Annotated in this window: 25 protein-coding genes; 22 read left to right on the top strand and 3 right to left on the bottom strand. The window is 38.4% G+C overall.

What is annotated here, in order from left to right:
- The first annotated feature begins 23 nt into the window (after positions 1–23).
- From ACVR1I_RS09135 to ACVR1I_RS09075, 13 genes are all read left to right on the top strand, one after another.
- Positions 24–1,271 (top strand): bifunctional folylpolyglutamate synthase/dihydrofolate synthase, encoded by a 1,248-nt coding sequence (locus tag ACVR1I_RS09135; protein ID WP_447443717.1) that lies wholly within the window; start codon positions 24–26, stop codon positions 1,269–1,271.
- A gap of 141 nt (positions 1,272–1,412) precedes the next feature.
- Positions 1,413–1,814 carry a Spx/MgsR family RNA polymerase-binding regulatory protein gene (locus ACVR1I_RS09130; RefSeq protein WP_447443716.1) on the top strand — a complete coding sequence of 134 codons (402 nt, stop codon included), beginning with the start codon at positions 1,413–1,415 and terminating at the stop codon, positions 1,812–1,814.
- Between the two features lie 5 nt (positions 1,815–1,819).
- On the top strand, positions 1,820–2,098 hold the full coding sequence (locus tag ACVR1I_RS09125) for a UPF0223 family protein (protein ID WP_447443715.1): 279 nt from the start codon (positions 1,820–1,822) through the stop codon (positions 2,096–2,098).
- The gene (locus ACVR1I_RS09120; protein ID WP_447443714.1) at positions 2,088–2,846 is read left to right on the top strand and encodes an inositol monophosphatase family protein; all 759 of its coding nucleotides are present in this window, start codon (positions 2,088–2,090) and stop codon (positions 2,844–2,846) included. The genes ACVR1I_RS09125 and ACVR1I_RS09120 overlap by 11 nt, the downstream gene beginning before the upstream one ends.
- Positions 2,843–4,156 carry an RsmF rRNA methyltransferase first C-terminal domain-containing protein gene (locus ACVR1I_RS09115; RefSeq protein WP_447443713.1) on the top strand — a complete coding sequence of 438 codons (1,314 nt, stop codon included), beginning with the start codon at positions 2,843–2,845 and terminating at the stop codon, positions 4,154–4,156. Before ACVR1I_RS09120 ends, ACVR1I_RS09115 begins: the two co-directional genes overlap by 4 nt.
- A gap of 126 nt (positions 4,157–4,282) precedes the next feature.
- Complete coding sequence (locus ACVR1I_RS09110; RefSeq protein WP_447443712.1) at positions 4,283–5,149, top strand: phosphate ABC transporter substrate-binding protein PstS family protein; 867 nt, start codon at positions 4,283–4,285, stop codon at positions 5,147–5,149.
- A 10-nt stretch (positions 5,150–5,159) separates the two neighbouring features.
- The gene (gene pstC / locus ACVR1I_RS09105) at positions 5,160–6,098 is read left to right on the top strand and encodes a phosphate ABC transporter permease subunit PstC (protein WP_447443711.1); all 939 of its coding nucleotides are present in this window, start codon (positions 5,160–5,162) and stop codon (positions 6,096–6,098) included.
- Complete coding sequence (pstA, locus tag ACVR1I_RS09100) at positions 6,088–6,975, top strand: phosphate ABC transporter permease PstA (protein ID WP_447443710.1); 888 nt, start codon at positions 6,088–6,090, stop codon at positions 6,973–6,975. The genes pstC and pstA overlap by 11 nt, the downstream gene beginning before the upstream one ends.
- Before the next feature lie 31 nt (positions 6,976–7,006).
- Positions 7,007–7,810 (top strand): phosphate ABC transporter ATP-binding protein PstB, encoded by an 804-nt coding sequence (pstB, locus tag ACVR1I_RS09095; protein ID WP_447443709.1) that lies wholly within the window; start codon positions 7,007–7,009, stop codon positions 7,808–7,810.
- Positions 7,811–7,822: 12 nt separating this feature from the next.
- Positions 7,823–8,581: a phosphate ABC transporter ATP-binding protein PstB gene (gene pstB, locus ACVR1I_RS09090; RefSeq protein ID WP_447443708.1), complete on the top strand. Its 759-nt coding sequence runs from the start codon at positions 7,823–7,825 to the stop codon at positions 8,579–8,581.
- A 21-nt stretch (positions 8,582–8,602) separates the two neighbouring features.
- Entirely contained in the window at positions 8,603–9,259 is a 657-nt protein-coding gene (phoU, locus tag ACVR1I_RS09085) for a phosphate signaling complex protein PhoU (protein ID WP_447443818.1), read from the top strand.
- 247 nt (positions 9,260–9,506) lie between these two features.
- On the top strand, positions 9,507–10,181 hold the full coding sequence (locus tag ACVR1I_RS09080) for a response regulator transcription factor (protein WP_447443707.1): 675 nt from the start codon (positions 9,507–9,509) through the stop codon (positions 10,179–10,181).
- Positions 10,171–11,535: a sensor histidine kinase gene (locus ACVR1I_RS09075; RefSeq protein WP_447443706.1), complete on the top strand. Its 1,365-nt coding sequence runs from the start codon at positions 10,171–10,173 to the stop codon at positions 11,533–11,535. Before ACVR1I_RS09080 ends, ACVR1I_RS09075 begins: the two co-directional genes overlap by 11 nt.
- Before the next feature lie 72 nt (positions 11,536–11,607).
- On the opposite strand, the gene rpsT is transcribed toward ACVR1I_RS09075, so the two are convergent.
- Positions 11,608–11,856 (bottom strand): 30S ribosomal protein S20, encoded by a 249-nt coding sequence (gene rpsT / locus ACVR1I_RS09070; RefSeq protein WP_447443817.1) that lies wholly within the window; start codon positions 11,854–11,856, stop codon positions 11,608–11,610.
- Between the two features lie 57 nt (positions 11,857–11,913).
- Positions 11,914–12,834 (bottom strand): type I pantothenate kinase, encoded by a 921-nt coding sequence (coaA, locus tag ACVR1I_RS09065; protein ID WP_447443705.1) that lies wholly within the window; start codon positions 12,832–12,834, stop codon positions 11,914–11,916.
- 92 nt (positions 12,835–12,926) lie between these two features.
- Here coaA and ACVR1I_RS09060 point away from each other — a divergent pair, with 92 nt between their 5' ends.
- The 9 genes from ACVR1I_RS09060 (at position 12,927) to ACVR1I_RS09020 (ending at position 21,492) form a co-directional block, all read left to right on the top strand.
- Entirely contained in the window at positions 12,927–13,592 is a 666-nt protein-coding gene (locus ACVR1I_RS09060; RefSeq protein ID WP_447443704.1) for a Crp/Fnr family transcriptional regulator, read from the top strand.
- 137 nt (positions 13,593–13,729) lie between these two features.
- Complete coding sequence (locus ACVR1I_RS09055) at positions 13,730–14,320, top strand: class I SAM-dependent methyltransferase (RefSeq protein ID WP_447443703.1); 591 nt, start codon at positions 13,730–13,732, stop codon at positions 14,318–14,320.
- Complete coding sequence (locus ACVR1I_RS09050) at positions 14,317–15,594, top strand: pyrimidine-nucleoside phosphorylase (protein WP_447443702.1); 1,278 nt, start codon at positions 14,317–14,319, stop codon at positions 15,592–15,594. The genes ACVR1I_RS09055 and ACVR1I_RS09050 overlap by 4 nt, the downstream gene beginning before the upstream one ends.
- Before the next feature lie 17 nt (positions 15,595–15,611).
- Entirely contained in the window at positions 15,612–16,274 is a 663-nt protein-coding gene (gene deoC / locus ACVR1I_RS09045; RefSeq protein ID WP_447443701.1) for a deoxyribose-phosphate aldolase, read from the top strand.
- Entirely contained in the window at positions 16,261–16,650 is a 390-nt protein-coding gene (locus ACVR1I_RS09040; protein WP_447443700.1) for a cytidine deaminase, read from the top strand. The genes deoC and ACVR1I_RS09040 overlap by 14 nt, the downstream gene beginning before the upstream one ends.
- Before the next feature lie 79 nt (positions 16,651–16,729).
- A complete protein-coding gene (locus tag ACVR1I_RS09035; RefSeq protein WP_447443699.1) occupies positions 16,730–17,818 on the top strand; it encodes a BMP family lipoprotein in 1,089 nt (362 codons plus the stop codon).
- A 132-nt stretch (positions 17,819–17,950) separates the two neighbouring features.
- Entirely contained in the window at positions 17,951–19,486 is a 1,536-nt protein-coding gene (locus tag ACVR1I_RS09030; RefSeq protein WP_447443698.1) for an ABC transporter ATP-binding protein, read from the top strand.
- Positions 19,479–20,534 (top strand): ABC transporter permease, encoded by a 1,056-nt coding sequence (locus ACVR1I_RS09025; protein ID WP_447443697.1) that lies wholly within the window; start codon positions 19,479–19,481, stop codon positions 20,532–20,534. The genes ACVR1I_RS09030 and ACVR1I_RS09025 overlap by 8 nt, the downstream gene beginning before the upstream one ends.
- A gap of 1 nt (position 20,535) precedes the next feature.
- Positions 20,536–21,492 (top strand): ABC transporter permease, encoded by a 957-nt coding sequence (locus ACVR1I_RS09020; protein WP_447443696.1) that lies wholly within the window; start codon positions 20,536–20,538, stop codon positions 21,490–21,492.
- 68 nt (positions 21,493–21,560) lie between these two features.
- Here ACVR1I_RS09020 and ACVR1I_RS09015 read toward each other — a convergent pair whose 3' ends face one another.
- On the bottom strand, positions 21,561–22,544 hold the full coding sequence (locus ACVR1I_RS09015; RefSeq protein WP_447443695.1) for an L-lactate dehydrogenase: 984 nt from the start codon (positions 22,542–22,544) through the stop codon (positions 21,561–21,563).
- Positions 22,545–22,728 lie beyond the last annotated feature (184 nt).

Below are 22,728 nucleotides of genomic sequence, written 5' to 3'. Positions count from 1 at the left end.
AAAAAGAAGAAAGTGATGATACAATGAATTACCAAGAAAGTTTAGATTGGATTCATGGCAAGTTAAAATTTGGAAGCAAGCCTGGTCTAGAACGAATTTCATGGCTTTTACAAGAATTGGGGAATCCCCAAGAAAAGATTCGAGGGGTCCATGTCGTTGGAACCAATGGAAAAGGTTCAACTGTTAACTATCTTCAAAAAATCTTTACCGGTTCTGGATATGATGTGGGGACCTTTGTTTCCCCATTTATTGTTGACTTCAGGGAACGAATCAGTCTCAATGGGCAAATGATTGATAAAGAGACCTTTGTTTCCCTAGTAGAGAAGATTGAGCCGATTGTAGAACGTTTGCCAAAGGAAACCAGTTGGACACCAGCTACGGAATTTGAAATTATTACAGCCCTTATGTTTCTTTATTTTGGTGACGTTAGGCCAGTGGACATCGTCTTTGTAGAAGCGGGGCTTGGTGGATTATACGACTCGACCAATGTCTTTTCACCGATTGCCGTCATCTGTCCGTCTATTGGCTTGGACCATCAGGACATTCTTGGTCAGACCTATGAAGCTATCGCTCGCCAAAAAGCAGGTGTGTTGAAAAATGCAGCTCCTTTTATTTATGCAGTGGAAAGAGAAGAAGTTCGAAACGTCTTTCAGGAAACTGCAGCGCTCTATCACGCACCGACCTACGAGTTGGGCAAGGACTTTAAGTACCAAGATAAGGGAGATTCTTTTGATTTTTCGTTTGGTCAAGAAAAACGCTCAAATTTACGATTGACCATGCCAGGTAAGCACCAGAAAAACAATGCTAGTCTGGCCTTAATGGCGACTGAATTACTAAAAAAAGACTATCCTCAGCTTTCAGATACAGCCATTCGTCAGGCACTAGCAGATAGCCAATGGGTAGGACGTACGGAATTTCTCCGGCCTAATCTAATGATTGATGGAGCTCACAACCAAGAAAGTGTTCAGATGCTGGTGGATGTTTTGAAAGCAGATTATACAGGCAAAGAGATTCATATCTTGTTTGCAGCCATCAATACCAAACCTGTCGATGAAATGTTGACACTATTAGATGAATTTACCAGCTTGACGGTTACCAGTTTTGATTATCCAACGAGTCTTCAGTTAGAGGACTATCCAGCTGCTTATGCCCAAATAACAAATTGGCAAGAGTGGATTGAAAGATTTGCGACAGTGGATGATAACTCCTTATATGTTGTCACAGGCTCGCTTTACTTTATATCTCAAGTCAGAAAGTTTCTTGCTAACTAGTTCATTTTTCTGCCCATTTTGATTGCTAAAACCACTTTAAACAGGCTTTATTTGATTTCTTCTTGTCAAGCATGCTAGACTATTGTATAATGATAGTAGACAGATGTTTAAAAAAGTAAAAATTTATAGAAAGGTATTGGTATGATTACTCTGTTTTTATCACCAAGTTGTACGAGTTGTCGAAAAGCACGGGCTTGGCTGACCAATCACGAAGTACCTTTTACGGAACACAATATCATGACGAGCCCATTGACTGCTTCTGAGCTTAAGAGTATTTTAGCGCTGACAGAAAACGGAACAGATGATTTGATTTCGACACGCTCAAAAATTTTCCAAAAGCTAAATGTTGATGTAGATGAATTGTCTATTTCAGAATTAATTGGTTTGATTGAAACCTATCCAAGTTTACTTCGCAGACCGATTATTTTAGATGAAAAGCGTATGCAGATAGGTTTTAATGAAGATGAAATTCGTGCATTTTTACCTCGTGACTACCGGAAACAAGAATTAAAAAATGCAACATTAAGAGCGGAGATAGGATAAACGATATGGACAAACAGTATTCATATCCACTTGATTTTTCGTGGAGCACAGAGGAGCTTTCCTCCGTGCTTTCTTTTTTAAATTTAGTGGAAAAAGCGTACGAAGGAGGTGTTTCTGCTGAAATGCTTCTAGATCGATACAAACAATTCAAGTCAGTTGTTCCCGGTAAAGGGCAAGAAAAGCAAATTGATAAGGAATTTGAAGCTGTATCTGGCTATTCAACCTATCAGGCTGTTAAAGCTGCTCGTGAAAAAGGAAAAGGAGCTGTTCGTCTTGGAAACTAAGTACCTTTTTGCTCAACAAATTGTTAAGGAAGCGGGAGAGTTCTTGCGAGAAAATCTCCATGTTTCATTGACAATTCACGAAAAATCACATTTTACAGATTTGGTCACGCATTTGGACCAGCAAGTTGAGGCGGATTTGACTCAGAAGATTTTGGAATCTTATCCAAACGATATGATCCTTGGAGAGGAAACGACTTCACAGACGGATATTCACAGTGGAAATGTCTGGGTCATCGATCCAATTGACGGTACGACTAATTTTATTGCCCAAAGAGAGGATTTCGCCGTTTTAGTCGCTTATTATGAAAATGGTATCGGTCAATTTGGTCTCATTTATGATGTGATGAAAGACGAACTCATTTGTGGTGGTGGAGACTTTCCCGTTGAATTAAACGGCAAGCTTTTATTGCCCTTCAAAAAACGCTCCTTAAAAGAATCGTTAGTTGGGATCAATGCAGGACTTTACCAAGAGAACTGCCACGGACTTGCTGATCTTGCTAAGCAGACCCTAGGAACAAGATCGACAGGCAGTGCTGGAATTAGTTTTTCAAAGGTACTAAAAAATCAGCTCCTATTGGTAGCTTCTAATTTATACCCGTGGGATTACGCAGCAGCCTCTATTTTAGGTAAATCCTTGGGCTACACATTACTTTGTCTTGACGGGGAAAAGCTAACCTATCGCAATCGTGAAATGGTCATCTTACTGCCTAAAGCTATGGAAAAGGAAATAAAAGGTTATTTAAAATGAGCCAACTACCACAAGCGTTTATCGATAAATACACTCAATTGCTCGGTGCCCAGGCGCCGGCCTTTTTTGCGAGCTTTGAAAATGAGCCGATAGCTGCTTATCGATTGAATCCACTAAAAGAATACCAGCAAGAAAAACCTGATAAGATTCCCAACATGAACTGGTCCTACTATGGAAAAGTATCTGGAAAATCACCAGAGCATGTCACTGGACTGGTTTATTCACAAGAACCTGCTGCTCAAGTAGTTGGTCAAGTAGCAGCGCCACAACCACAAAAAGGAATGAAAGTTCTGGATTTAGCAGCTGCGCCAGGAGGAAAATCAACCCATTTATTATCCTATTTGGACAATACAGGTCTCTTAGTCAGCAATGAAATTTCCAAAAAACGTTCCAAGATTTTGGTTGAAAATATTGAGCGGTTTGGTGCTAGAAATGTGCTAGTAACAAATGAGTCAGCAGATAGATTAGCTAAGGTTTTTCCAGCCTATTTTGATATGATTGTACTAGATGCCCCTTGTTCTGGAGAAGGCATGTTCCGCAAAGATTCAGCAGCCATACAATATTGGAGTGAAGGCTATCCAACAGAGTGTGCCGTGCTTCAAAAAGATATCTTGGAGTCAGCCATGGAGATGCTTAAAGAAGGTGGTGAATTGATTTATTCGACCTGTACTTGGGCGCCTGAAGAAAATGAAGCTATTGTCAAATGGTTGTTGGAAACCTATCCTCTTGAACTGATTCCGATTTCGAAAATAAATGGTATGGTTGAAGGAATTGGTTTTCCAGAAACAGCCCGCATGTATCCACATTTGTTTAAGGGAGAAGGTCAGTTTGTAGCGAAATTTCGTTTTTTAGGCCAAGCCAGCTCTAAAAAAATCAAATCTGGAAAATCCAACTTATCCCAAGAACAACAAGGACTTTGGAAACAGTTTTTAAAAGAACAGTTGACAATCCAGTTAGATGGCTTGCTGCAAGTTTTTGGAGAAGAACTCTACCTTGTTCCAAATGGTTTGCCAGATTTGTCAACGATTCGAATTGCTCGAAATGGTCTGCACCTAGGAACCTTTAAGAAAAAACGCTTTGAGCCTAGCTTTGCTCTTGGTTTAGCTTTAAAAAAAGAAGAAGTCATCAGCACTATTTCCTTGTCAGAAGCGGAATTCTATCTTTATACGGCAGGACACCCAATTACTCTTTCAAAACCTGTACCAAATGGCTGGTATCAAATATTGGTAAATGGAAATGGCTTGGGTTTTGCCAAAATTGCCTCTGGAATCTTAAAAAATAACTTTCCAAAAGGCCTCCGTTTTCACTAAGGTAATATAGTAGAAATAGTTTGCAACTTAATATCTTATATGTTATATTTGAACTAGCGGTTTTTTTGTAAAAAATGTGTAAAAAACTGCAAAATTCTCTTTTAAAAAAACAAAAGGAAACTAAAAATGAAGAAAAAGCACAAGCTGGGAATTTTATCAGCGATTGTTATTGCAAGTGTTAGCTTGTCGGCCTGCTCATCTTGGATCCAAAGAGGAGAAACGATTACAGCAGTTGGCTCAACAGCTCTTCAACCCCTTGTTGAAGCGGCGGCAGATGAATTTGGCAAAGAAAATCTTGGGAAAACTGTGAATGTCCAAGGTGGTGGTTCTGGTACAGGTTTGTCTCAAGTTCAGTCTGGAGCAGTTGATATTGGAAACAGTGACGTATTTGCTGAGGAAAAAGATGGGATTGATGCCAGTAAGTTGGTTGACCACCAGGTTGCAGTTGCGGATATGGCAGTCATTGTGAACGAAAAAGTAACTGTTGATAACTTAACAACTGAGCAATTGCGAGACATCTTTTCTGGTAAAATTACCAACTGGAAAGAAGTTGGTGGAAAAGATTTAGAAGTATCCATTATCAATCGTGCTGCAAGTTCTGGTTCTCGTGCGACTTTTGACAGCATTATCATGGATGGAGTTTCTGCCAAACAAAGTCAAGAACAAGATTCAAATGGTATGGTAAAATCCATTGTTGCACAAACTCCAGGTGCGATTTCTTATTTGGCCTTCGCCTATTTAGATGATTCTATTAAAACGATTAAATTAAATGGTTTTGAGCCGACAACCGAAAATGTTGCTACTAATTATTGGCCACTTTGGGCGTATGAACATATGTATACCCAAGGCGATCCAGAAGGTTTAACAAAAGAATTTTTAGACTATATGATGACAGATGAAGTCCAAGAAGGCATTGTTGTTGGAATGGGCTATATTTCGATGAATGATATGAAAGTTATCAAGTCGCCTGATGGAACTGTAACGAAAAAGTAAGAGGAGAAGTATGAAAAATCAAGAATTGGCTAAAAAATTGGTATCCCCTTCAAAAAATTCTCGTTTAGAAAAATTTGGTAAGACCATCACTTTTCTTTGTTTGTCATTGATTGTCGTGATTGTAGCGATGATTTTGGTCTTCGTTGCTCAAAAAGGATTGTCGACCTTCTTTGTCGATAAGATTAGTCCAGTAAAATTCCTATTTGGAACAGAGTGGCAACCAAGTGTCAAAGGAGCTGATGGTAAACCATTGTTGGGAGCTTTTCCGATGATTTCGGGCTCCTTTATCGTTACCATTTTGTCTGCCTTGATTGCGACTCCCTTTGCCATTGGTGCAGCGGTCTTTATGACAGAGGTCTCTCCAAAATATGGTGCAAAAATCTTGCAACCTGCGATTGAACTTTTGGTTGGTATTCCATCAGTAGTTTATGGATTCATTGGTTTGCAAGTTGTTGTGCCATTTACCCGTTCTATTTTTGGAGGAACTGGTTTTGGTATTCTATCTGGTGTTGCGGTCTTGTTTGTCATGATTTTGCCAACAGTAACCTTTATGACCACAGATGCTCTTAGAGCTGTTCCGCGCCACTATCGTGAAGCCAGTTTAGCTATGGGAGCAACCCGTTGGCAAACGATTTGGCGTGTCATATTGAATGCTGCAAAACCGGGGATTTTTACAGCTGTTATCTTTGGGATGGCTCGTGCTTTTGGTGAAGCTTTGGCAATTCAGATGGTCGTTGGTAACTCAGCAGTTGTTCCAACTTCCTTAACGACACCAGCTGCAACCCTAACTTCTGTCTTGACAATGGGTATTGGTAATACTGTTATGGGGACGGTGCAAAACAACGTATTGTGGTCGTTAGCCCTTGTTTTATTAATTATGAGTTTGGCCTTTAATATGTTGATGAAATTTATTACCAGAGAGAGAAAGGTGAAGAACTATGAACGCTAAAAAAGTTGATAAATTAGCAACAGGAACTCTCTATACAATTGCTGCTATTATTGTAACGATTTTGGCATCACTGATTCTTTTTATTCTCTTAAGAGGTGTTCCGCATATCAGTTGGAAGTTTTTGACAGGCGCCTCTTCCTCTTATAAAGCTGGAGGCGGGATTGGAATCCAATTGTATAATTCCCTCTTTCTTTTGGTTGTTACTTTAATGATTTCGATTCCATTGTCAATGGGAGCAGGAGTGTACTTGGCTGAATATGCTAAAAAAGGCCGTTTAACTGATTTTATTCGGACCTGTATTGAGATTTTGTCTTCCTTACCCTCTGTTGTTGTTGGTTTGTTTGGTTACTTGATTTTCGTTGTGCAATTTGAATATGGATTCTCGATTATTTCAGGTGCCCTCGCCTTAACAGTCTTTAACTTGCCACAGATGACACGGACGATTGAAGATAGTCTTCGTACGGTTCACCATACACAGCGTGAAGCTGGACTTGCTCTAGGCTTATCAAGATGGGAAACGGTACTTCATGTTGTTATTCCAGAAGCTCTTCCAGGGATTGTGACCGGAATTGTATTGGCATCTGGTCGTATTTTTGGTGAAGCTGCCGCTCTCATCTATACAGCTGGACAATCAGCACCAGCTCTTGATTGGAGCAATTGGAACCCACTTAGTGTGACCAGTCCGATTTCAATTTTCCGTCAATCTGAAACATTGGCAGTGCATATTTGGAAAGTTAACAGTGAAGGAACCATCCCTGATGCAACACAGGTCTCAGCAGGTAGTGCAGCAGTCTTATTGATCTTTATTTTGATCTTTAACCTTGGCGCTCGCAGACTTGGAAAATTCCTACACTCAAAATTAACTTCAGCAGCTTAATTGAAAAAGCATTAACGTATTAGGAGAAACAATGGCTGATTACGATTGGAATGAACGGCATATCATCACTTTTCCTGACAAGGAACTAGCCTTGGAAACTAAGGATTTACATGTCTATTATGGACAAAAGGAAGCCATCCATGGCATTGATATGCAGTTTGAAAAAAATAAAATTACAGCACTTATCGGACCGTCAGGTTGCGGAAAATCAACCTTCCTCAGAAGTTTGAACCGCATGAATGATACGATTGATATTGCGAAAGTAACAGGAGAAATTTTATATCAAGGAATTGATGTCAATGCTCCAGATATTAATGTATATGAAATGCGTAAGCATATTGGAATGGTCTTTCAACGTCCCAACCCATTTGCAAAATCTATTTATAAAAACATCACCTTTGCTTATGAGCGAGCAGGGGTAAAAGACAAAAAAGTTTTAGATGAAATTGTTGAAACTTCATTGAAACAAGCAGCTTTATGGGATCAAGTAAAAGATGATTTGCATAAGTCTGCCTTTACCTTGTCTGGTGGTCAGCAACAACGTTTGTGCATCGCCAGAGCGATTTCGGTGAAACCAGATATTCTCTTGATGGACGAGCCTGCCTCAGCTTTGGATCCGATTGCGACCATGCAATTGGAAGAAACCATGTTTGAGTTGAAGAAAAATTATACGATTATCATTGTTACGCACAACATGCAACAGGCTGCCCGTGCTAGTGATTACACTGCATTCTTCTACTTGGGCGATTTAATTGAATACGATAAAACAGCGAAGATTTTCCAAAATGCTCACTGTAAATCAACCAGTGACTATGTGTCTGGGCACTTTGGATAGAAAGGAAACAGTATGAGCGAACCTATTTTACAAGTAAAAGATTTATCCGTCTATTACAATAAGAAAAAAGCCCTAAACAGTGTTTCCATTGATTTTTATCCAAATGAAATCACCGCTTTGATTGGACCGTCAGGATCTGGTAAATCAACCCTGCTTCGATCCATTAACCGAATGGGGGATTTAAATCCAGAGGTGACTGTCACAGGAGCTATCAGCTACAATGGCCAAAATATTTATAGTCCTCGGACGGATACTGTTGATCTTCGCAAGGAAATCGGGATGGTCTTTCAACAACCTAACCCTTTCCCAATGTCAATTTATGAGAATGTTGTCTACGGACTTCGAATCAATGGTGTGAAAGACAAACAGGTATTGGACGAAGCGGTTGAATCTTCTTTAAAAGGTGCCTCCATTTGGGATGAGGTGAAAGATCGTCTGCATGATTCGGCACTTGGTTTGTCAGGGGGGCAACAACAGCGTGTCTGTGTCGCCCGTGTATTGGCAACCAGCCCAAAGATTATCTTGTTAGATGAACCAACTTCAGCACTGGATCCAATTTCTGCTGGCAAAATTGAAGACACCTTGTACGACTTGAAAGAAAAGTATACCATGCTAGTCGTGACACGTTCCATGCAACAGGCATCACGTATCTCCGATAAAACAGGATTCTTTCTTGCTGGCGACCTAATTGAATACAATAAAACAAAAGAAATGTTCCTAAATCCTGCTCATAAAGAAACGGAAGATTACATTACAGGTAAATTTGGTTAATCCATAGAAAAGAGGAAGATGATGTTACGTTCACAATTTGAAGAAGAATTAGATAAATTGCATAACCAGTTTTATGCTATGGGAAATGAAGTATTGGGCCAAATCAATAAAACAGTCCGTGCTTTTATTACACATGATCGTGAATTGGCAAAAGAAGTTATTGAAGCAGATTCGGACATCAATGACTTTGAAGTGAAATTAGAAAAAAAATCACTTGAAATCATTGCCCTTCAGCAACCCGTATCCTCTGACTTGCGTCGGGTGATCACAGTATTGAAGGCAACTAGTGACTTAGAGCGTATGGGAGACCATGCTTCTGCGATTGCTGAAGCTACTATTCGTATGAAAGGTGAAGTTCGTATTGCCGCTGTTGAAGAAGAAATCAATCAAATGGGACGGCAAGTTCGTAAATTGGTTGAGGCCGTTCTTGACTTGTACCTAAACAAGGGGGACAGCGACCAAGCTTACGATATTGCGGCTCAAGATGAAATTGTCAACCAATACTTTGATAGCATTCGTGAGTTAGCAACCGAAGAAATCAAGAAAAATCCAGATTCTATTATTGCTGGTCGTGATTACTTCCAAGTTATTTCTTACTTGGAGCGTATCGGGGATTATGCCAAGAATATCTGTGAATGGGTTGTCTACCTAAACACTGGTAAGATTACAGAATTATAATAAAATGGTTCCAATGGAACCATTTTTTAGTTTGTTTTAAGAAAAGAAATATATACTGTTTGTTACAAGAAAGAAGAGAGGTAACGATTATGAATGTTGAAAAAATGGCCCAATATGTTTCGATTGTAAGACGAATATCCACAGTTTTATTGGTCTCTCTAATTGCACTCTACCATATTTCAAAAGTTTCCTAATATGAATGAAAATAGTGGAATCCGTGGTATAATATTTTTTAAAGGAGTTTAGTATGATTAAGATTTTATTGGTTGAAGATGATTTAAGTTTGTCCAATTCAGTGTTTGACTTTTTAGATGATTTTGCAGATGTCATGCAGGTATTTGATGGGGAAGAAGGGATTTACGAAGCAGAATCTGGTGTTTATGACCTGATTTTACTGGATTTGATGTTACCTGAAAAAGATGGCTTTCAAGTCTTAAAGGAACTACGTGAAAAAGGTGTGGCAACACCGGTTCTCATTACGACGGCAAAAGAGAGCATCGATGACAAGGGAACAGGATTTGAATTGGGAGCAGATGACTACTTGACCAAGCCATTTTACTTAGAAGAATTAAAAATGCGGATTCAAGCTCTTTTGAAACGTACTGGTAAATTCAATGAGCATCTGCTAACTTATGGCGATATTGTAGTTGATTTAGCAACCAATACAACAAGAGCAGCTGGATCTGAAGTGGAACTTCTAGGGAAAGAATTTGATTTATTGGTCTATTTCTTGCAAAATCAAAATGTGATTTTACCAAAGACACAAATTTTTGACCGCATTTGGGGATTTGATAGTGACACAACGATTTCTGTTGTCGAAGTTTATGTCTCAAAAATCCGTAAAAAATTGAAAGGAACAGCATTTGGAGACAATCTTCAAACATTGCGCAGTGTTGGGTATTTATTAAAAAATGTTCAATAAGATGAAACGACAATTACAAACGGATAATCTTTCGTATTTTATCCGTTATTTTGCATTATTTACCTGCATTTTCACCCTCATGACGCTGATTATCCTCCAATTAATGAGGGGAACTATGTATGAACAAGCAGATGAAAATTTCAAGGCATTTGAAAAAGACCCTACCCTCTTGTTAAATTTTGCTTTGATGCGAGGGATCTCGTCAGAAGCAGAAGTTGTGATTGATTCAGACAATCAAACAGATGACAAGACAGATAAAAAAATCTCTCCTAATTTTAAACCATCTGATAAATTACGCTTAAATACGAATTACCATGTGATTTTATATAATCAGGAGGGGGGCATCGTCAATCAGATAGACTATATCTCAGGTTTGGCAAATCTAGCTGTTGATGCTGAAAAAGTGAATAAGATAGAAGACCAGACAGTTGAAACCCTATTTGGTCAAGAAGAGAGTTACCGTATTTTGACCTTAGATGTGTCACAAGTAGATGTGATACAAGCTGCGGGATTAGATATCCAGTATGCATCGATTGTTTTTAACACCACTCAAATTACGGACTCTATTGCACGTTATGAAAAGACGGTGATGTTGGTCATGATTAGTTTTTGGTTGGTTTCTATTTTTGCTAGTCTATATTTAGCAAAACTCAGTGTGAAACCGTTACTGATTAGCTTTCAAAAGCAAAAAGAATTTGTGGAGAATGCTAGTCATGAATTGCGGACGCCGCTCGCTGTTTTACAAAACCGCCTCGAAGCTCTTTTTCGTAAACCAGAGGCCACTATTATGGAATCGAGCGAAAATATTGCGTCTAGTTTAGAGGAAGTTCGGAACATGCGGATTTTAACCACTAATCTCTTAAATTTAGCGAGAAGAGATGATGGGATAAAAGCAGAGATCCAGCTCATTCAACCAGAAGTTCTTGTGGATGCCTTGGATAATTTTACTATCATGGCTGAAGAGAGCAATCGCGAGCTGCAGATTATAAATTCTGTATCGATGGCTTTTTATTCCGACAAGGCACTGATCAAGCAATTAATGACCATTTTATTTGACAATGCTTTGAAGTATACAGAAGAAGATGCTCAGATTGTGATAGAAACTGGGATAAAAGATAAGCAGTTTGTATTGACAGTTGCTGATGATGGTATTGGGATTAGTCCAGAAAATAAAACAAAAATTTTTGATCGTTTTTACCGAGTGGATAAGGCAAGGACACGTCAAAAAGGTGGCTTTGGTCTCGGCTTGTCCTTAGCAAAACAAATCCTACATACTCTAAATGGTACAATTTCAGTCAGAGACAATCATCCCAAAGGAACTGTTTTTGAAGTGCGTTTGCCAATAAAAAAATAAGAGACTGAAATGGCTTTCCAAGTCTCTTTTTGTATAAAATACGACAAACAAAAAAAGCCGAGTGGCTCTTTTTTAAGCAAGTTTTGATGCAAGACGTGCTTTGTCGCGGCTTGCTTTGTTTTTGTGAATCAAACCTTTAGTTTCTGCTTTATCGATTGCTGAGCTTGCAGCGCGGAAAAGCTCCTCAGAAGGATTTGCTTCAAATGCTTTAATAGCAGTACGCATAGCTGATTTTTGAGCTGAGTTTTGTGCGTTTTGAGAAACGTTCTTTTCAGCGCGTTTGATAGCTGACTTAATATTTGCCAATGGTTTCACCTCCACCTTTTCTGTACTAACCATATTATTATATCGGAAAATAGACAATTTGACAAGGGAAATCTACCGTTTCAAGTAAATTTTATCAATAGAGTGATTTTGGGCCTTGTGAAGGATAATATCTGCCCTATTTTTTGTTGGCTCGATATAAGTTTTAAGGTTGGCGAGATTGATGTTTTTCCAGGTATCTTGGGCAATGGCTAATACCTCGTTAAAAGGCATCGTTGTAAAACGATGATAGTAGTTGTTAGGATCTTTTTCAGCTAGTTTCAAAAGGCTTTGGAATCGTTCCAAGTACCAGTTTTCAATATTAGAAACCTCTGCATCCACATAGATAGCCAAGTCAAAATAATCACTCACATAAAGGCTTTGGTTTTGTGGATTTTGCAGAACATTAATGCCTTCGACAATGACAAAATCCGCCGGTTGAATAGTTTGCTTTTCATTTTCAAGAATGTCATAAACTTCATGGGAATAGACCGGAATTTGGAAATCTTGTCCATTTTTGATGGCTTCTAAAAACTCCAGCAATAATTCCATATTGTAAGATTCAGGAAATCCTTTTTTATTTAGAACGCCTTTTTCTTCTAAAGTTTGGTTGGGATATAGGAAACCATCTGTTGTAATCATTTCAACACTCGCCCATTTAAATCTTCTTGATAATAGGATTTGCAAGAGACGGCTCGTCGTTGATTTTCCAACAGCTACACTACCTGAAATCCCGATAATAAATGGCTTTGGCCGAATTTTTTCTTGTAAGAAGATACTTTTTGAAAAGGATAGATCTTCACTTGATTTTTTATAGATTGCAATTAAATTGAGCAGTGGTAGATAGATATCCACGACTTCTTGAAGGTTGATTTTATCATTTAAACTCTTAATCGAATTTAATTCTTCTTGTGTTAGTGGAGCGGTTGTATCTCTATGAAGTCTTTGCCAGGTTGTACGGCTGATTTTTTCAAAATTTAATAATTCATTTTTCATAGCATTATTGTAGCATTAAATACAGTGAATGTAAAAATATTTTCGAGGATTTGTGATAAAATGATAGTTAAGAAACTACTGAGGAAAAAAAGATGGCTCGATTAGATCATGTAAGCATTAAAGGTAAAAAATTAAAGGATTTGTTACCAGAAGAAACCCTGTCTTCACTTCAAATAGCCTACTTTTCAAAAGGTGATGTAGTGGCCTTAGTTGGACAAGATGCGCCACATCTCTATATTATTTTATCTGGACGAGCTGTCATAAAACAACTTGGTAGCGAAGGACAAGAGACCGTATTAGGCTATGTACAACATGGTGATTTAATTGGAGAGCTTGAAATCTATACAAAAAATTGTTTTCTTCATTATGTATATGCTGATACAGATTTAGAATTATTATGTATTCCAAGCCAGCGTGCCCTAACTGATTTGTTTTGCCATATTCCATTTCTTCATTTTGTAATGGAGGGCACCTTTACTAAATTACTGAATCGTACAACACATTATTCAGATACGAGACTATACGGACACAAGGCAAGGACATTGGGATATATCAAGGATTTAAGGATTCGGCACGATAGTAATACAATCCCATTTGTCATTCGTGAAGTTGCTCCATTTATAGGGGTAAGTGATCGACAATTAAGGCGGATAATCAAGGAGTTGGAAAGAAAAGAAATTGTACGAAAAAAATATAAAGTTCTAGAAATTATAGATGTAGATTATTTATTAAAGAATGAAAAAGAATCGGACGTTTGACCGATTCTTTTTCTTTTAGAAAGATTTATAATAGAATCAAGCAAAAAAAGAAAACGCTTTCTACTTTAGTTTTTAATCAACCTTGAAAGAGGGGAGGGTTTCTTGTAAACGGTTTTCAAACATGCTATAATAGTCTTATGTCAAACATGTATTATGAAAAAAAACCAACAGTAGCACATGATGTTCAAGAGTTGAATGTCTCCCTTCTGAATACAGAAATGTCCTTTTTTACAGATGCGGGTGTCTTCAGTAAAAAAATGGTTGATTTTGGAAGTCAAGTATTGCTGAAAAACCTTGACTTAAAAGAAAATAGAACCCTTCTAGATCTTGGCTGTGGCTATGGCCCCATCGGGCTTACCTTAGCTAAGGTTTTTGGTGTTAAGGCAACTCTAGTTGATATCAATGAAAGAGCTGTTGAACTGGCTAAAAAAAATGCAGTGAAGAATCAAGTAGAAGCCAGTATATTTCAGTCGGATATCTATGAAATGGTGTCTGGCCAATTTGATTATATTGTCTCAAATCCTCCCATTCGAGCTGGTAAGACAGTTGTGCATGAAATGATTTCAGGCGCTTATAATCATTTACTAGAAGGTGGGAAATTAACCCTTGTGATACAAAAGAAACAAGGGTCTCCAAGTGCCAAAGCTAAAATGGAAGAAGTGTTCGGAAATTGCACAATCAAAAAGAAGGACAAGGGCTACTATATCCTTGAGAGTGTAAAAGAATGAGAGCAGTTGATATTATTCAGAAAAAGCGAGATGGTTTAGAACTGTCAAAAGAAGAAATAAATTGGCTGATTGACGGCTATGTTACTGGATCTGTACCAGATTATCAAATGTCTGCATTTGCCATGACTATTTATTTTAAAGGAATGACTACGCAAGAAATCTCTGATTTAACCATGGCTATGGTTGCAACTGGTGAACAAATTGATTTATCGGAAATTGCTGGTATCAAAGTGGACAAACACTCAACTGGTGGAGTTGGTGACAAAGTGACCCTCATCTTAGCTCCCTTGGTAGCGAGTTTTGGTGTTCCAGTAGCAAAGATGAGTGGACGTGGTCTAGGGCATACTGGTGGAACCCTTGATAAGTTGGAATCCATCAAGGGGTACCAAATTGAAGTATCGCAAGAGAGTTTTATCAAACAAGTTCAAGAAACTGGTCTTGCAGTAATCGGCCAATCGGATAATCTTGTAAAAGCAGATAAGCTCCTCTATGCTCTGCGAGATGTGACTGCAACTGTTGATACTATTCCACTGATTGCAAGTTCGGTTATGTCTAAAAAGATTGCGGCAGGAGCAGATAGTATTTTACTTGATGTGACAGTCGGTGACGGCGCGTTTATGCAACGGATAGAAGATGCCCGTATTTTGGCTAAAACTATGGTGGACTTAGGAAAAGCTGTTGGAAGAAAGACAATTGCTGTTTTAACCGATATGTCACAGCCTTTAGGGACAAGTATTGGAAATCGCCTCGAAATACTAGAGGCACTTGATATTTTACGTGGAAAAGGAAGGGAGGATATCACAGAATTCATATGTGAGCTCGCTCAAGTTATGTTGCGTCTTGCTGATATAGACAAGACAGTCGAAGAAGTTCATTCACATCTTAAAAATGGTACTGCATTAGCAAAATTTGAAGAGATGGTAATAGCGCAAGGTGGTGATCTACAAGATTTGTATCGTCCGGTGCAAGTCCAACATACGATAGCAGTTAAAGCGGAGTCAACTGGTTTTATTACAGAATTGCCAGCAAAAGAATTTGGTCTTATTGCCATGCGATTAGGTGCAGGACGTGCTGTTAAAACAGATTCATTAGATTATGAATCTGGCATTGTATTCACCAAAAAAGTTGGAGAAGCAGTTCAAGTTGGTGATGTTATTGCAACCATATATAGTAATGTAAAAATTTCGGATAAAATACTTACAGATTTCCAAAAAAATGTTAAAATAGAAGATGTTGTTGTAAAGACGAAAGAAATTATCGAAATCGTCTCATAATGTACGGAGAAAAACTCATGGAATTAAATAAATATATTGATCATACTCTTTTAAAACAAGACGCAACCGAAGAACAAGTTCGTGTTATTCTAGAAGAAGCAAAAGAATTTGATTTTGCCAGTGTATGCGTGAATCCAATCTGGGTTTCACTTGCAGCTCAAGAATTAAAAGATACAGATGTGAAGGTTTGTACGGTTATTGGTTTTCCTTTGGGAGCTAGTACCTCAGCTGTGAAAGCATTTGAAACCAAAGATGCCATCGAAAACGGTGCAGATGAGATTGATATGGTACTGAATGTTGGTGCTTTGAAATCTGGAAACGTAGATTTGGTAAAAGCGGATATTGAAGCAGTTGTCGCAGCAAGTGGAGACAAGTTGGTAAAAGTCATTATTGAGACTTGTCTATTGACAGATAAAGAAAAAATGCTGGCTTGTGAATTGTCAAAAGAAGCTGGCGCAGATTTTGTCAAAACTTCAACAGGTTTTTCAACAGGTGGTGCAACCGTTCATGATGTGACATTGATGCGCCATATTGTTGGCACAGAACTTGGTGTGAAAGCATCTGGTGGAGTCCGTTCTTTAGAAGATGCAGAAGCCTTTATTAAAGCAGGAGCCAATCGCTTGGGTGCTTCTTCAGGTGTTGCAATCATGAAAGGACAGAAAGCAGATGGCGACTACTAACCAGATTGAAAAAGCAATCTCTGCAAGCCAAAATGCCTATGTTCCCTATTCTCATTTTCCCATCGGAGCACTATTGGTTGCAGAAGATGGACGTGAATACACAGGTTGCAATATTGAAAATGCGTCTTTTCCATTGACAAATTGTGGAGAGCGTACTGCAATCTTTAAAGCTGTTTCTGAAGGTGTAACGGAATTCAAAGAGCTCGTTGTTTACGGAGAAACAGAAAAACCAATCTCTCCTTGTGGAGCTTGTCGTCAGGTTATGGCTGAATTTTTCTCGCCAGATTTACCGGTAACCTTAGTTGCAAAAGATAAATCGACAGTCGTGATGACAGTCGGGGAATTACTTCCATATTCTTTCACAGATTTAAACTAATCTGTGTCACAGTCATCAGACTGTATCCATTCCAACATGCAACAATTGTTGCAAAAGATTTTTTTAGGAGGGTTCAGAAATGAACAAGAAATTTGTCGGCCTTGGTTTAGCTTCATTAGCTGCACTTGCGTTAGTAGCTTGCGGCAATAAAAGCAATTCATCAGATGCTTCAAAATCTAAAGAAGATTCCGGTTCTTCATTGAAGGTTGCGATGATTACTGATACAGGTGGTGTTGATGATAAATCATTTAACCAATCTGCTTGGGAAGGTATTTCAGCTTGGGGTAAAGAACATGGATTAAAGGAAAAAACAGACTATGCGTATTTCCAATCTGATGATGAATCTCAATATGAGACAAACCTTGAGTCAGCAGCATCAAGTGATTTTAACTTGATTGCAGGTATTGGTTATAAATTAGCAGATGGCGTAAAAACTGCTGCAGCACGTCACCCTGAATTGAACTATGTACTAATTGATTCAGCAACTGAAGGGGATAATGTTTTGAATGCCTTGTTTGCTGACCATGAAGGTGCTTACTTAGCAGGTATTGTTGCTGCTAAAACAAGTGATTCTAAGAAAATTGGTTTCGTAGGTGGTATGGAATCAGACGTTATCACGCGCTTTGAAACTGGTTTCGTTGCCGGTGTTAAATCTGTTGATCCATCTATTAAAGTTGAAGTTCAATATGCTGATAGTTACAGTGATGCTGCTAAAGGTAAATCGATTGCTGCGACAATGTACGCTTCTGGTGTTGATGTAATCTACCATGCTTCAGGAGCAACTGGTACTGGAGTTTTCCAAGAAGCAGCAGACATCAATTCTCAATTGCCAGCTGATAGCAAAGATAAAGTTTGGGTTATCGGTGTAGACCGTGATCAAACTGAAGAAGGTAAATATACTTCTAAAGATGGCAAAGAATCAACCTCAACCTTAACATCAACTATTAAAAAAGTTGGACATGTTCTTCAAGAAATTGCAAACGATCAATTAGACGGTAAAGAATTCCCTGGTGGGCAAGTCCTAACTTATGGTTTGAAAGATGGTGGTGTTGATCTTGCAACAGAAGGTCTTTCAGAAGATGTATTAAAAGCTGTTGAAGAAGCAAAAACAGCGATTGTTGACGGAAGCTTAACAGTTGACTCTGGTGTAAAATCAGATAAAAAATAATTTCATTTGAGAAAAAGCGACCTTTTTCGCGGTCGCTTTTTTAAAACTGAGACTTTTGTCTCAGTAAAGCTAAGCCTTTAATTTGTTGGATTGGTTTTACTGATATAAAAAGAATGTCGAAAGGAAAGAGATATGACGACAGATTATGTCATTGAAATGCGTGGCATTACAAAAAAATTTGGTGATTTCGTAGCAAATGATCAGATTAATTTAAAAGTCGAGCGAGGTGAGATTCATTCTTTGCTCGGTGAAAATGGAGCAGGAAAATCAACGCTGATGAACATGTTGGTTGGACTTTTAGAACCAACTAGTGGTGAAATTTTTCTAAATGGGAAGTCAGTTTCGTTAGATTCACCATCTAAAGCAGCAAAATTAGGGATTGGAATGGTTCACCAGCATTTTATGTTGGTAGAAGCTTTTACAGTAGCCGAAAACATTGTTCTTGGAAGCGAGAAAACAAATGCTGGTGTCTTAGACATGAAAGCAGCTATTAAAGAAATTAAAGAGCTTTCTGATAAATATGGCTTGTCCATTGATCCAACAGCTAAGATTTCTGATATTACAGTTGGTGCGCAACAACGTGTGGAAATTTTAAAAACCCTCTACCGTGGTGCAGATATTATCATTTTTGATGAGCCAACAGCTGTATTAACTCCTGCGGAAATTGCAGAATTATTGGATATTATGCGCAGTTTAAAAAATGAAGGAAAATCTATCATTCTTATTACGCATAAACTTGATGAAATTCGTGCCGTTTCGGACCATGTAACTGTTATTCGGCGTGGAAAATCTATTGATACTGTGACAATCGAAGGCACTACTAGTCAAGAATTAGCAGAGATGATGGTTGGCCGCTCCGTGTCTTTTAAAACAGAAAAAATTTCGGCTAATCCTAAAGAGGTGGTTCTTGAAGTAGAAAATTTGGTAGTTCATGAGAACCGTGGTGTTCCTGCTGTAAAAGAATTAAATCTCTCCGTCAGAGCTGGTGAAATTCTTGGTATTGCTGGTATTGATGGAAATGGCCAAACAGAGTTGATTCAAGCCTTAACGGGACTTCGTAAAGTAAAATCAGGTTCGATTAAAATTAAAGGAAAAGAAGTAACAAATTTAAGTCCACGTCAGATTACTGAAATGCAGGTTAGTCATGTTCCAGAAGATCGTCATCGAGATGGGATGATTCTGGATATGACCGTTGCTGAAAACATTGCCCTTCAGTCCTATTATAAAGAACCACTTAGTAAAAATGGATTTTTAAACTATCGTAAAATCAATGAAAATGCTCGTCGTTTGATGGAAGAATTCGATGTCCGTGGAGCTAGCGAATTGGTCTCAGGTGGTTCTCTCTCTGGAGGAAATCAGCAGAAAGCTGTTATTGCTAGAGAGATTGACCGCAATCCTGACTTGATGATTATCAGTCAACCAACTCGTGGTTTGGATGTTGGGGCAATCGAGTACATTCGCAAACGTCTAATTGCAGAAAGAGACAAAGGAAAAGCTGTTCTTGTCGTAAGTTTTGAATTAGATGAAATACTAGATGTGTCAGATCGTATTGCTGTCATTCATGATGGAAAAATACAAGGTATTCTGTTACCAGAAGAAACAAATAAACAAGAGTTAGGTATTTTAATGGCTGGTGGAACATTAGCAAAGGAGGAAGTACATGTCTAAAAAATATCAAGAATTGGCAGTTCCTTTTATTGCTGTCTTGTTGGGGTTGATTGCTGGTGCAATTATTATCTTAATTTTTGGTGATGACCCAGTTGCTGCGTATACAAAATTAATTGATACGGCATTTGGTTCACCGTATAATATTGGTGAAATTGGTCGCGCAATGGCGCCTTTAATTCTGGTTGCCTTGGGATTTGCTGTTTCTTCTAAAGCAGGATTTTTCAATGTTGGTTTACCAGGACAAGCGTTAATTGGTTGGACTGCAGCTGCGTGGGTAGCTCTTGAAACACAAAGTTTACCCAAAATAGTTTCTATTCCTCTTACTATCGTTGTTGCCTGTGTAGCCGGAGGTTTTGCTGGGGCTATACCAGGTGCCTTGCGAGCCTATTTAGGAACCAGTGAAGTCATTGTGACCATCATGTTGAACTACATTATTTTATATTCTTGTAATGCAGTTGTAAATGGGTATATTTTAGAGAAATTTTCTCAAAAAGGTTCAGATTTAGCCAAAATTCCTGAAAGTGCATCTTACCAAGTTGAGTGGCTTTCGAATCTTTTTAATCATTCACGTATCAATTTAGGCCTATTTTTTGCACTGATAGCTGTTGTTCTATTTTGGATTATACTGAAAAAGACAACATTGGGTTATGAAATTACTGCTGTTGGACTTAATCCTCATGCTTCTCAATATGCCGGTATCTCTGCAAAACAAATGATCATTATCTCGATGGTTATTTCTGGAGCACTTGCTGGTTTAGGTGGAGCAGTTGATGGCCTTGGTACTTATGAATACGTTAAACAACAAGATTCATCATTAAGCATTGGATTTAATGGCATGGCCGTTGCCTTATTGGCAGGAAATTCTCCACTAGGTATTCCATTAGCTGCCCTTTTATACGGTATTTTAGAAGTTGGTAAATCTGGTATGCAGGCTATTGTACCACCTGAAATTGTTGATGTTGTTTCTGGCTTGATTATTTTCTTTGTTGGAATTAACTATCTCATCAAATATGTTATTAAACCAAGAAAATTAAAAGGAGGTCAATAAGGTGGATTTAACAACACTTTTGGCATTAATTGTCTCAAATACTTTAATTTATGCTGCACCTCTTATTTTTACCAGTATTGGTGGAACATTCTCTGAAAGAGGTGGAATTGTAAACGTTGGTTTGGAAGGAATTATGGTAGTTGGTGCCTTTGCTGGAGCAGCTTTTAACATTGCTTTAGCCCCAAATTTTGGGAATATGACACCATGGATTGCTTCTGTTCTTGCTGGGCTTGTAGGATTAGCTTATTCTGCAATTCACGCACTTGCCACAATCAATTTTCGAGCAGATCATGTTGTCTCTGGTACAGTTTTGAACTTAATTGCACCTAGTTTATCTGTTTATCTCTGTAAAGTGATTTATAACCGTGCGCAAACAGATACGATTAGTAAGTCATTTGGAAAATTCACTTTCCCAATTTTATCAGATATTCCGGTTATTGGTAAAATTTTCTTTACATCAACAAGTTTACCAGCTTATGTTGCTATTCTTGTTGCTTTTCTTACTTGGTTCATTATTTATAAAACCAAATTCGGCTTACGATTGCGATCAGTAGGTGAACATCCACAAGCGGCAGATACACTCGGTATCAATGTTTATTTCATGCGCTATACAGGTGTATTGATTTCAGGATTTTTAGGTGGTATTGGTGGCGCGATTTATTCACAGGCTATCTCTGGTCAATTTTCTGGTGCCACTATTGCAGGCCCTGGATTTATTGCTTTGGCAGCTATGATTTTTGGACGCTGGAATCCAGTCGGTGCGATGCTTTCTAGTTTGTTCTTTGGTCTTTCTCAGTCCTTAGCGATTGTAGCTAAACAATTACCATTCCTTCAAGGAGTCAATCCAGTTTACCTGCAAATTGCACCTTATTTATTGACAATTGTGGTACTGGCTGCTTTCTTTGGAAAAGCGGTAGCTCCAAAGGCAGATGGTGTCAACTATATCAAGTCAAAATAATACAAAAAGAAACCAATTGTGGTTTCTTTTTTTTGTATAAAAAAACTTGTCCTAGGACAAGTTTTAGATTATTGTTTAACAGATGCAGCAATTTCTGGATTTGCAAAAGCTTCGTCAATAATTTCCTTTAATTGTCTAGCAGAAGCTTGCATTTTTTGCAATTCTTGGTCGTTCAATGGAACGTTTACTGGGCGAACGATACCGTGTGCCCCAATGATGGCAGGTTGTCCAATAAAGATACCTTCAACACCTTCATATTGGCCTGATTGGAAAACAGAAAGTGGAAGTACAGTACGCTCATCGTTAAAGATTGCTTGTGTAATACGAGCAAGAGCAACACCGATACCGTAGTAGGTCGCACCTTTTTTATTGATAATTGAGTAGGCGGCATCACGAACTGAGATAAAGAGATCAACAAGACCTTGAGCATCAACATCACGATTATCTTGTAACCATTGCTCTAATTTAACGCCGGCAACGTTGGCATGTGACCAAACAGCAAATTCTGAATCGCCGTGCTCACCCATGATGTAGGCATGGACTGAACGCGCATCAATACCAATTTTGTCTGCCAAGGCTTGACGGAAACGAGCTGTATCAAGAGAAGTACCTGAACCGATGACACGCTCTTTAGGGAAACCAGAGAATTTCCATGTTGAGTATGTCAAGATGTCAACAGGATTGGCAGCAACAAGGAAGATGCCATTGAATCCTGAAGCGACGATTTCACTAACGATTTGTTGGTTGATACGAAGATTTTTTTCGATCAATTGAAGACGAGTTTCACCTGGTTTTTGTGGCAAACCAGCAGTAAGAACGACTAAATCTGCATCATGGGCATCAGAATATTCAGCGGAATAGATTTTCTTTGGAGAAGTAAACGCAAGAGCGTGGCTCAAGTCTTCAGCATCACCTTGAGTACGGTCTTTGTTAATATCAACAATACCGAGTTCTTGACCAATACCTTGGTTAACCAAGGCATAAGCATAAGCAGAACCAACGGCACCGTCACCGACAAGGATGACTTTTTTGTGTTGTTTTGAATTTGTCATTTCAGATCATCTCCTTTTATTCATTATGGACCCCTTGGTCCAACCACTTATTATTCTAGCACTTTTTGAAAACAAGTACAAGCAGAGTAGGGAATTTGAAAATGTTTACATTTCAAACAACTCTTATCTTATTAAAATAAATATAACTTATTTTGTGGTATAATAGTAGTAAGTATTTCTAGTG

Source organism: Streptococcus cameli (genome assembly GCF_053207365.1).
The sequence above is the reverse complement of the archived record's forward strand: the minus strand, read 5'-3'. Positions and strand labels throughout refer to the sequence as shown.

What these genes read in the sequence shown, in the direction of transcription:
- ACVR1I_RS09030 (WP_447443698.1), top strand. Translation starts at nt 17,951, where the DNA reads ATGACGACAGATTATGTCATTGAAATGCGTGGCATTACAAAAAAATTT.
- phoU (WP_447443818.1), top strand. Translation starts at nt 8,603, where the DNA reads ATGTTACGTTCACAATTTGAAGAAGAATTAGATAAATTGCATAACCAG.
- ACVR1I_RS09075 (WP_447443706.1), top strand. Translation starts at nt 10,171, where the DNA reads ATGTTCAATAAGATGAAACGACAATTACAAACGGATAATCTTTCGTAT.
- ACVR1I_RS09050 (WP_447443702.1), top strand. Translation starts at nt 14,317, where the DNA reads ATGAGAGCAGTTGATATTATTCAGAAAAAGCGAGATGGTTTAGAACTG.
- ACVR1I_RS09060 (WP_447443704.1), top strand. Translation starts at nt 12,927, where the DNA reads ATGGCTCGATTAGATCATGTAAGCATTAAAGGTAAAAAATTAAAGGAT.
- ACVR1I_RS09110 (WP_447443712.1), top strand. Translation starts at nt 4,283, where the DNA reads ATGAAGAAAAAGCACAAGCTGGGAATTTTATCAGCGATTGTTATTGCA.
- ACVR1I_RS09135 (WP_447443717.1), top strand. Translation starts at nt 24, where the DNA reads ATGAATTACCAAGAAAGTTTAGATTGGATTCATGGCAAGTTAAAATTT.
- ACVR1I_RS09080 (WP_447443707.1), top strand. Translation starts at nt 9,507, where the DNA reads ATGATTAAGATTTTATTGGTTGAAGATGATTTAAGTTTGTCCAATTCA.
- ACVR1I_RS09130 (WP_447443716.1), top strand. Translation starts at nt 1,413, where the DNA reads ATGATTACTCTGTTTTTATCACCAAGTTGTACGAGTTGTCGAAAAGCA.
- ACVR1I_RS09125 (WP_447443715.1), top strand. Translation starts at nt 1,820, where the DNA reads ATGGACAAACAGTATTCATATCCACTTGATTTTTCGTGGAGCACAGAG.
- pstB (WP_447443709.1), top strand. Translation starts at nt 7,007, where the DNA reads ATGGCTGATTACGATTGGAATGAACGGCATATCATCACTTTTCCTGAC.
- coaA (WP_447443705.1), bottom strand. Translation starts at nt 12,834, where the DNA reads ATGAAAAATGAATTATTAAATTTTGAAAAAATCAGCCGTACAACCTGG.
- ACVR1I_RS09055 (WP_447443703.1), top strand. Translation starts at nt 13,730, where the DNA reads ATGTCAAACATGTATTATGAAAAAAAACCAACAGTAGCACATGATGTT.
- ACVR1I_RS09025 (WP_447443697.1), top strand. Translation starts at nt 19,479, where the DNA reads ATGTCTAAAAAATATCAAGAATTGGCAGTTCCTTTTATTGCTGTCTTG.
- deoC (WP_447443701.1), top strand. Translation starts at nt 15,612, where the DNA reads ATGGAATTAAATAAATATATTGATCATACTCTTTTAAAACAAGACGCA.
- ACVR1I_RS09015 (WP_447443695.1), bottom strand. Translation starts at nt 22,544, where the DNA reads ATGACAAATTCAAAACAACACAAAAAAGTCATCCTTGTCGGTGACGGT.
- pstB (WP_447443708.1), top strand. Translation starts at nt 7,823, where the DNA reads ATGAGCGAACCTATTTTACAAGTAAAAGATTTATCCGTCTATTACAAT.
- ACVR1I_RS09040 (WP_447443700.1), top strand. Translation starts at nt 16,261, where the DNA reads ATGGCGACTACTAACCAGATTGAAAAAGCAATCTCTGCAAGCCAAAAT.
- ACVR1I_RS09035 (WP_447443699.1), top strand. Translation starts at nt 16,730, where the DNA reads ATGAACAAGAAATTTGTCGGCCTTGGTTTAGCTTCATTAGCTGCACTT.
- pstC (WP_447443711.1), top strand. Translation starts at nt 5,160, where the DNA reads ATGAAAAATCAAGAATTGGCTAAAAAATTGGTATCCCCTTCAAAAAAT.
- pstA (WP_447443710.1), top strand. Translation starts at nt 6,088, where the DNA reads ATGAACGCTAAAAAAGTTGATAAATTAGCAACAGGAACTCTCTATACA.
- ACVR1I_RS09115 (WP_447443713.1), top strand. Translation starts at nt 2,843, where the DNA reads ATGAGCCAACTACCACAAGCGTTTATCGATAAATACACTCAATTGCTC.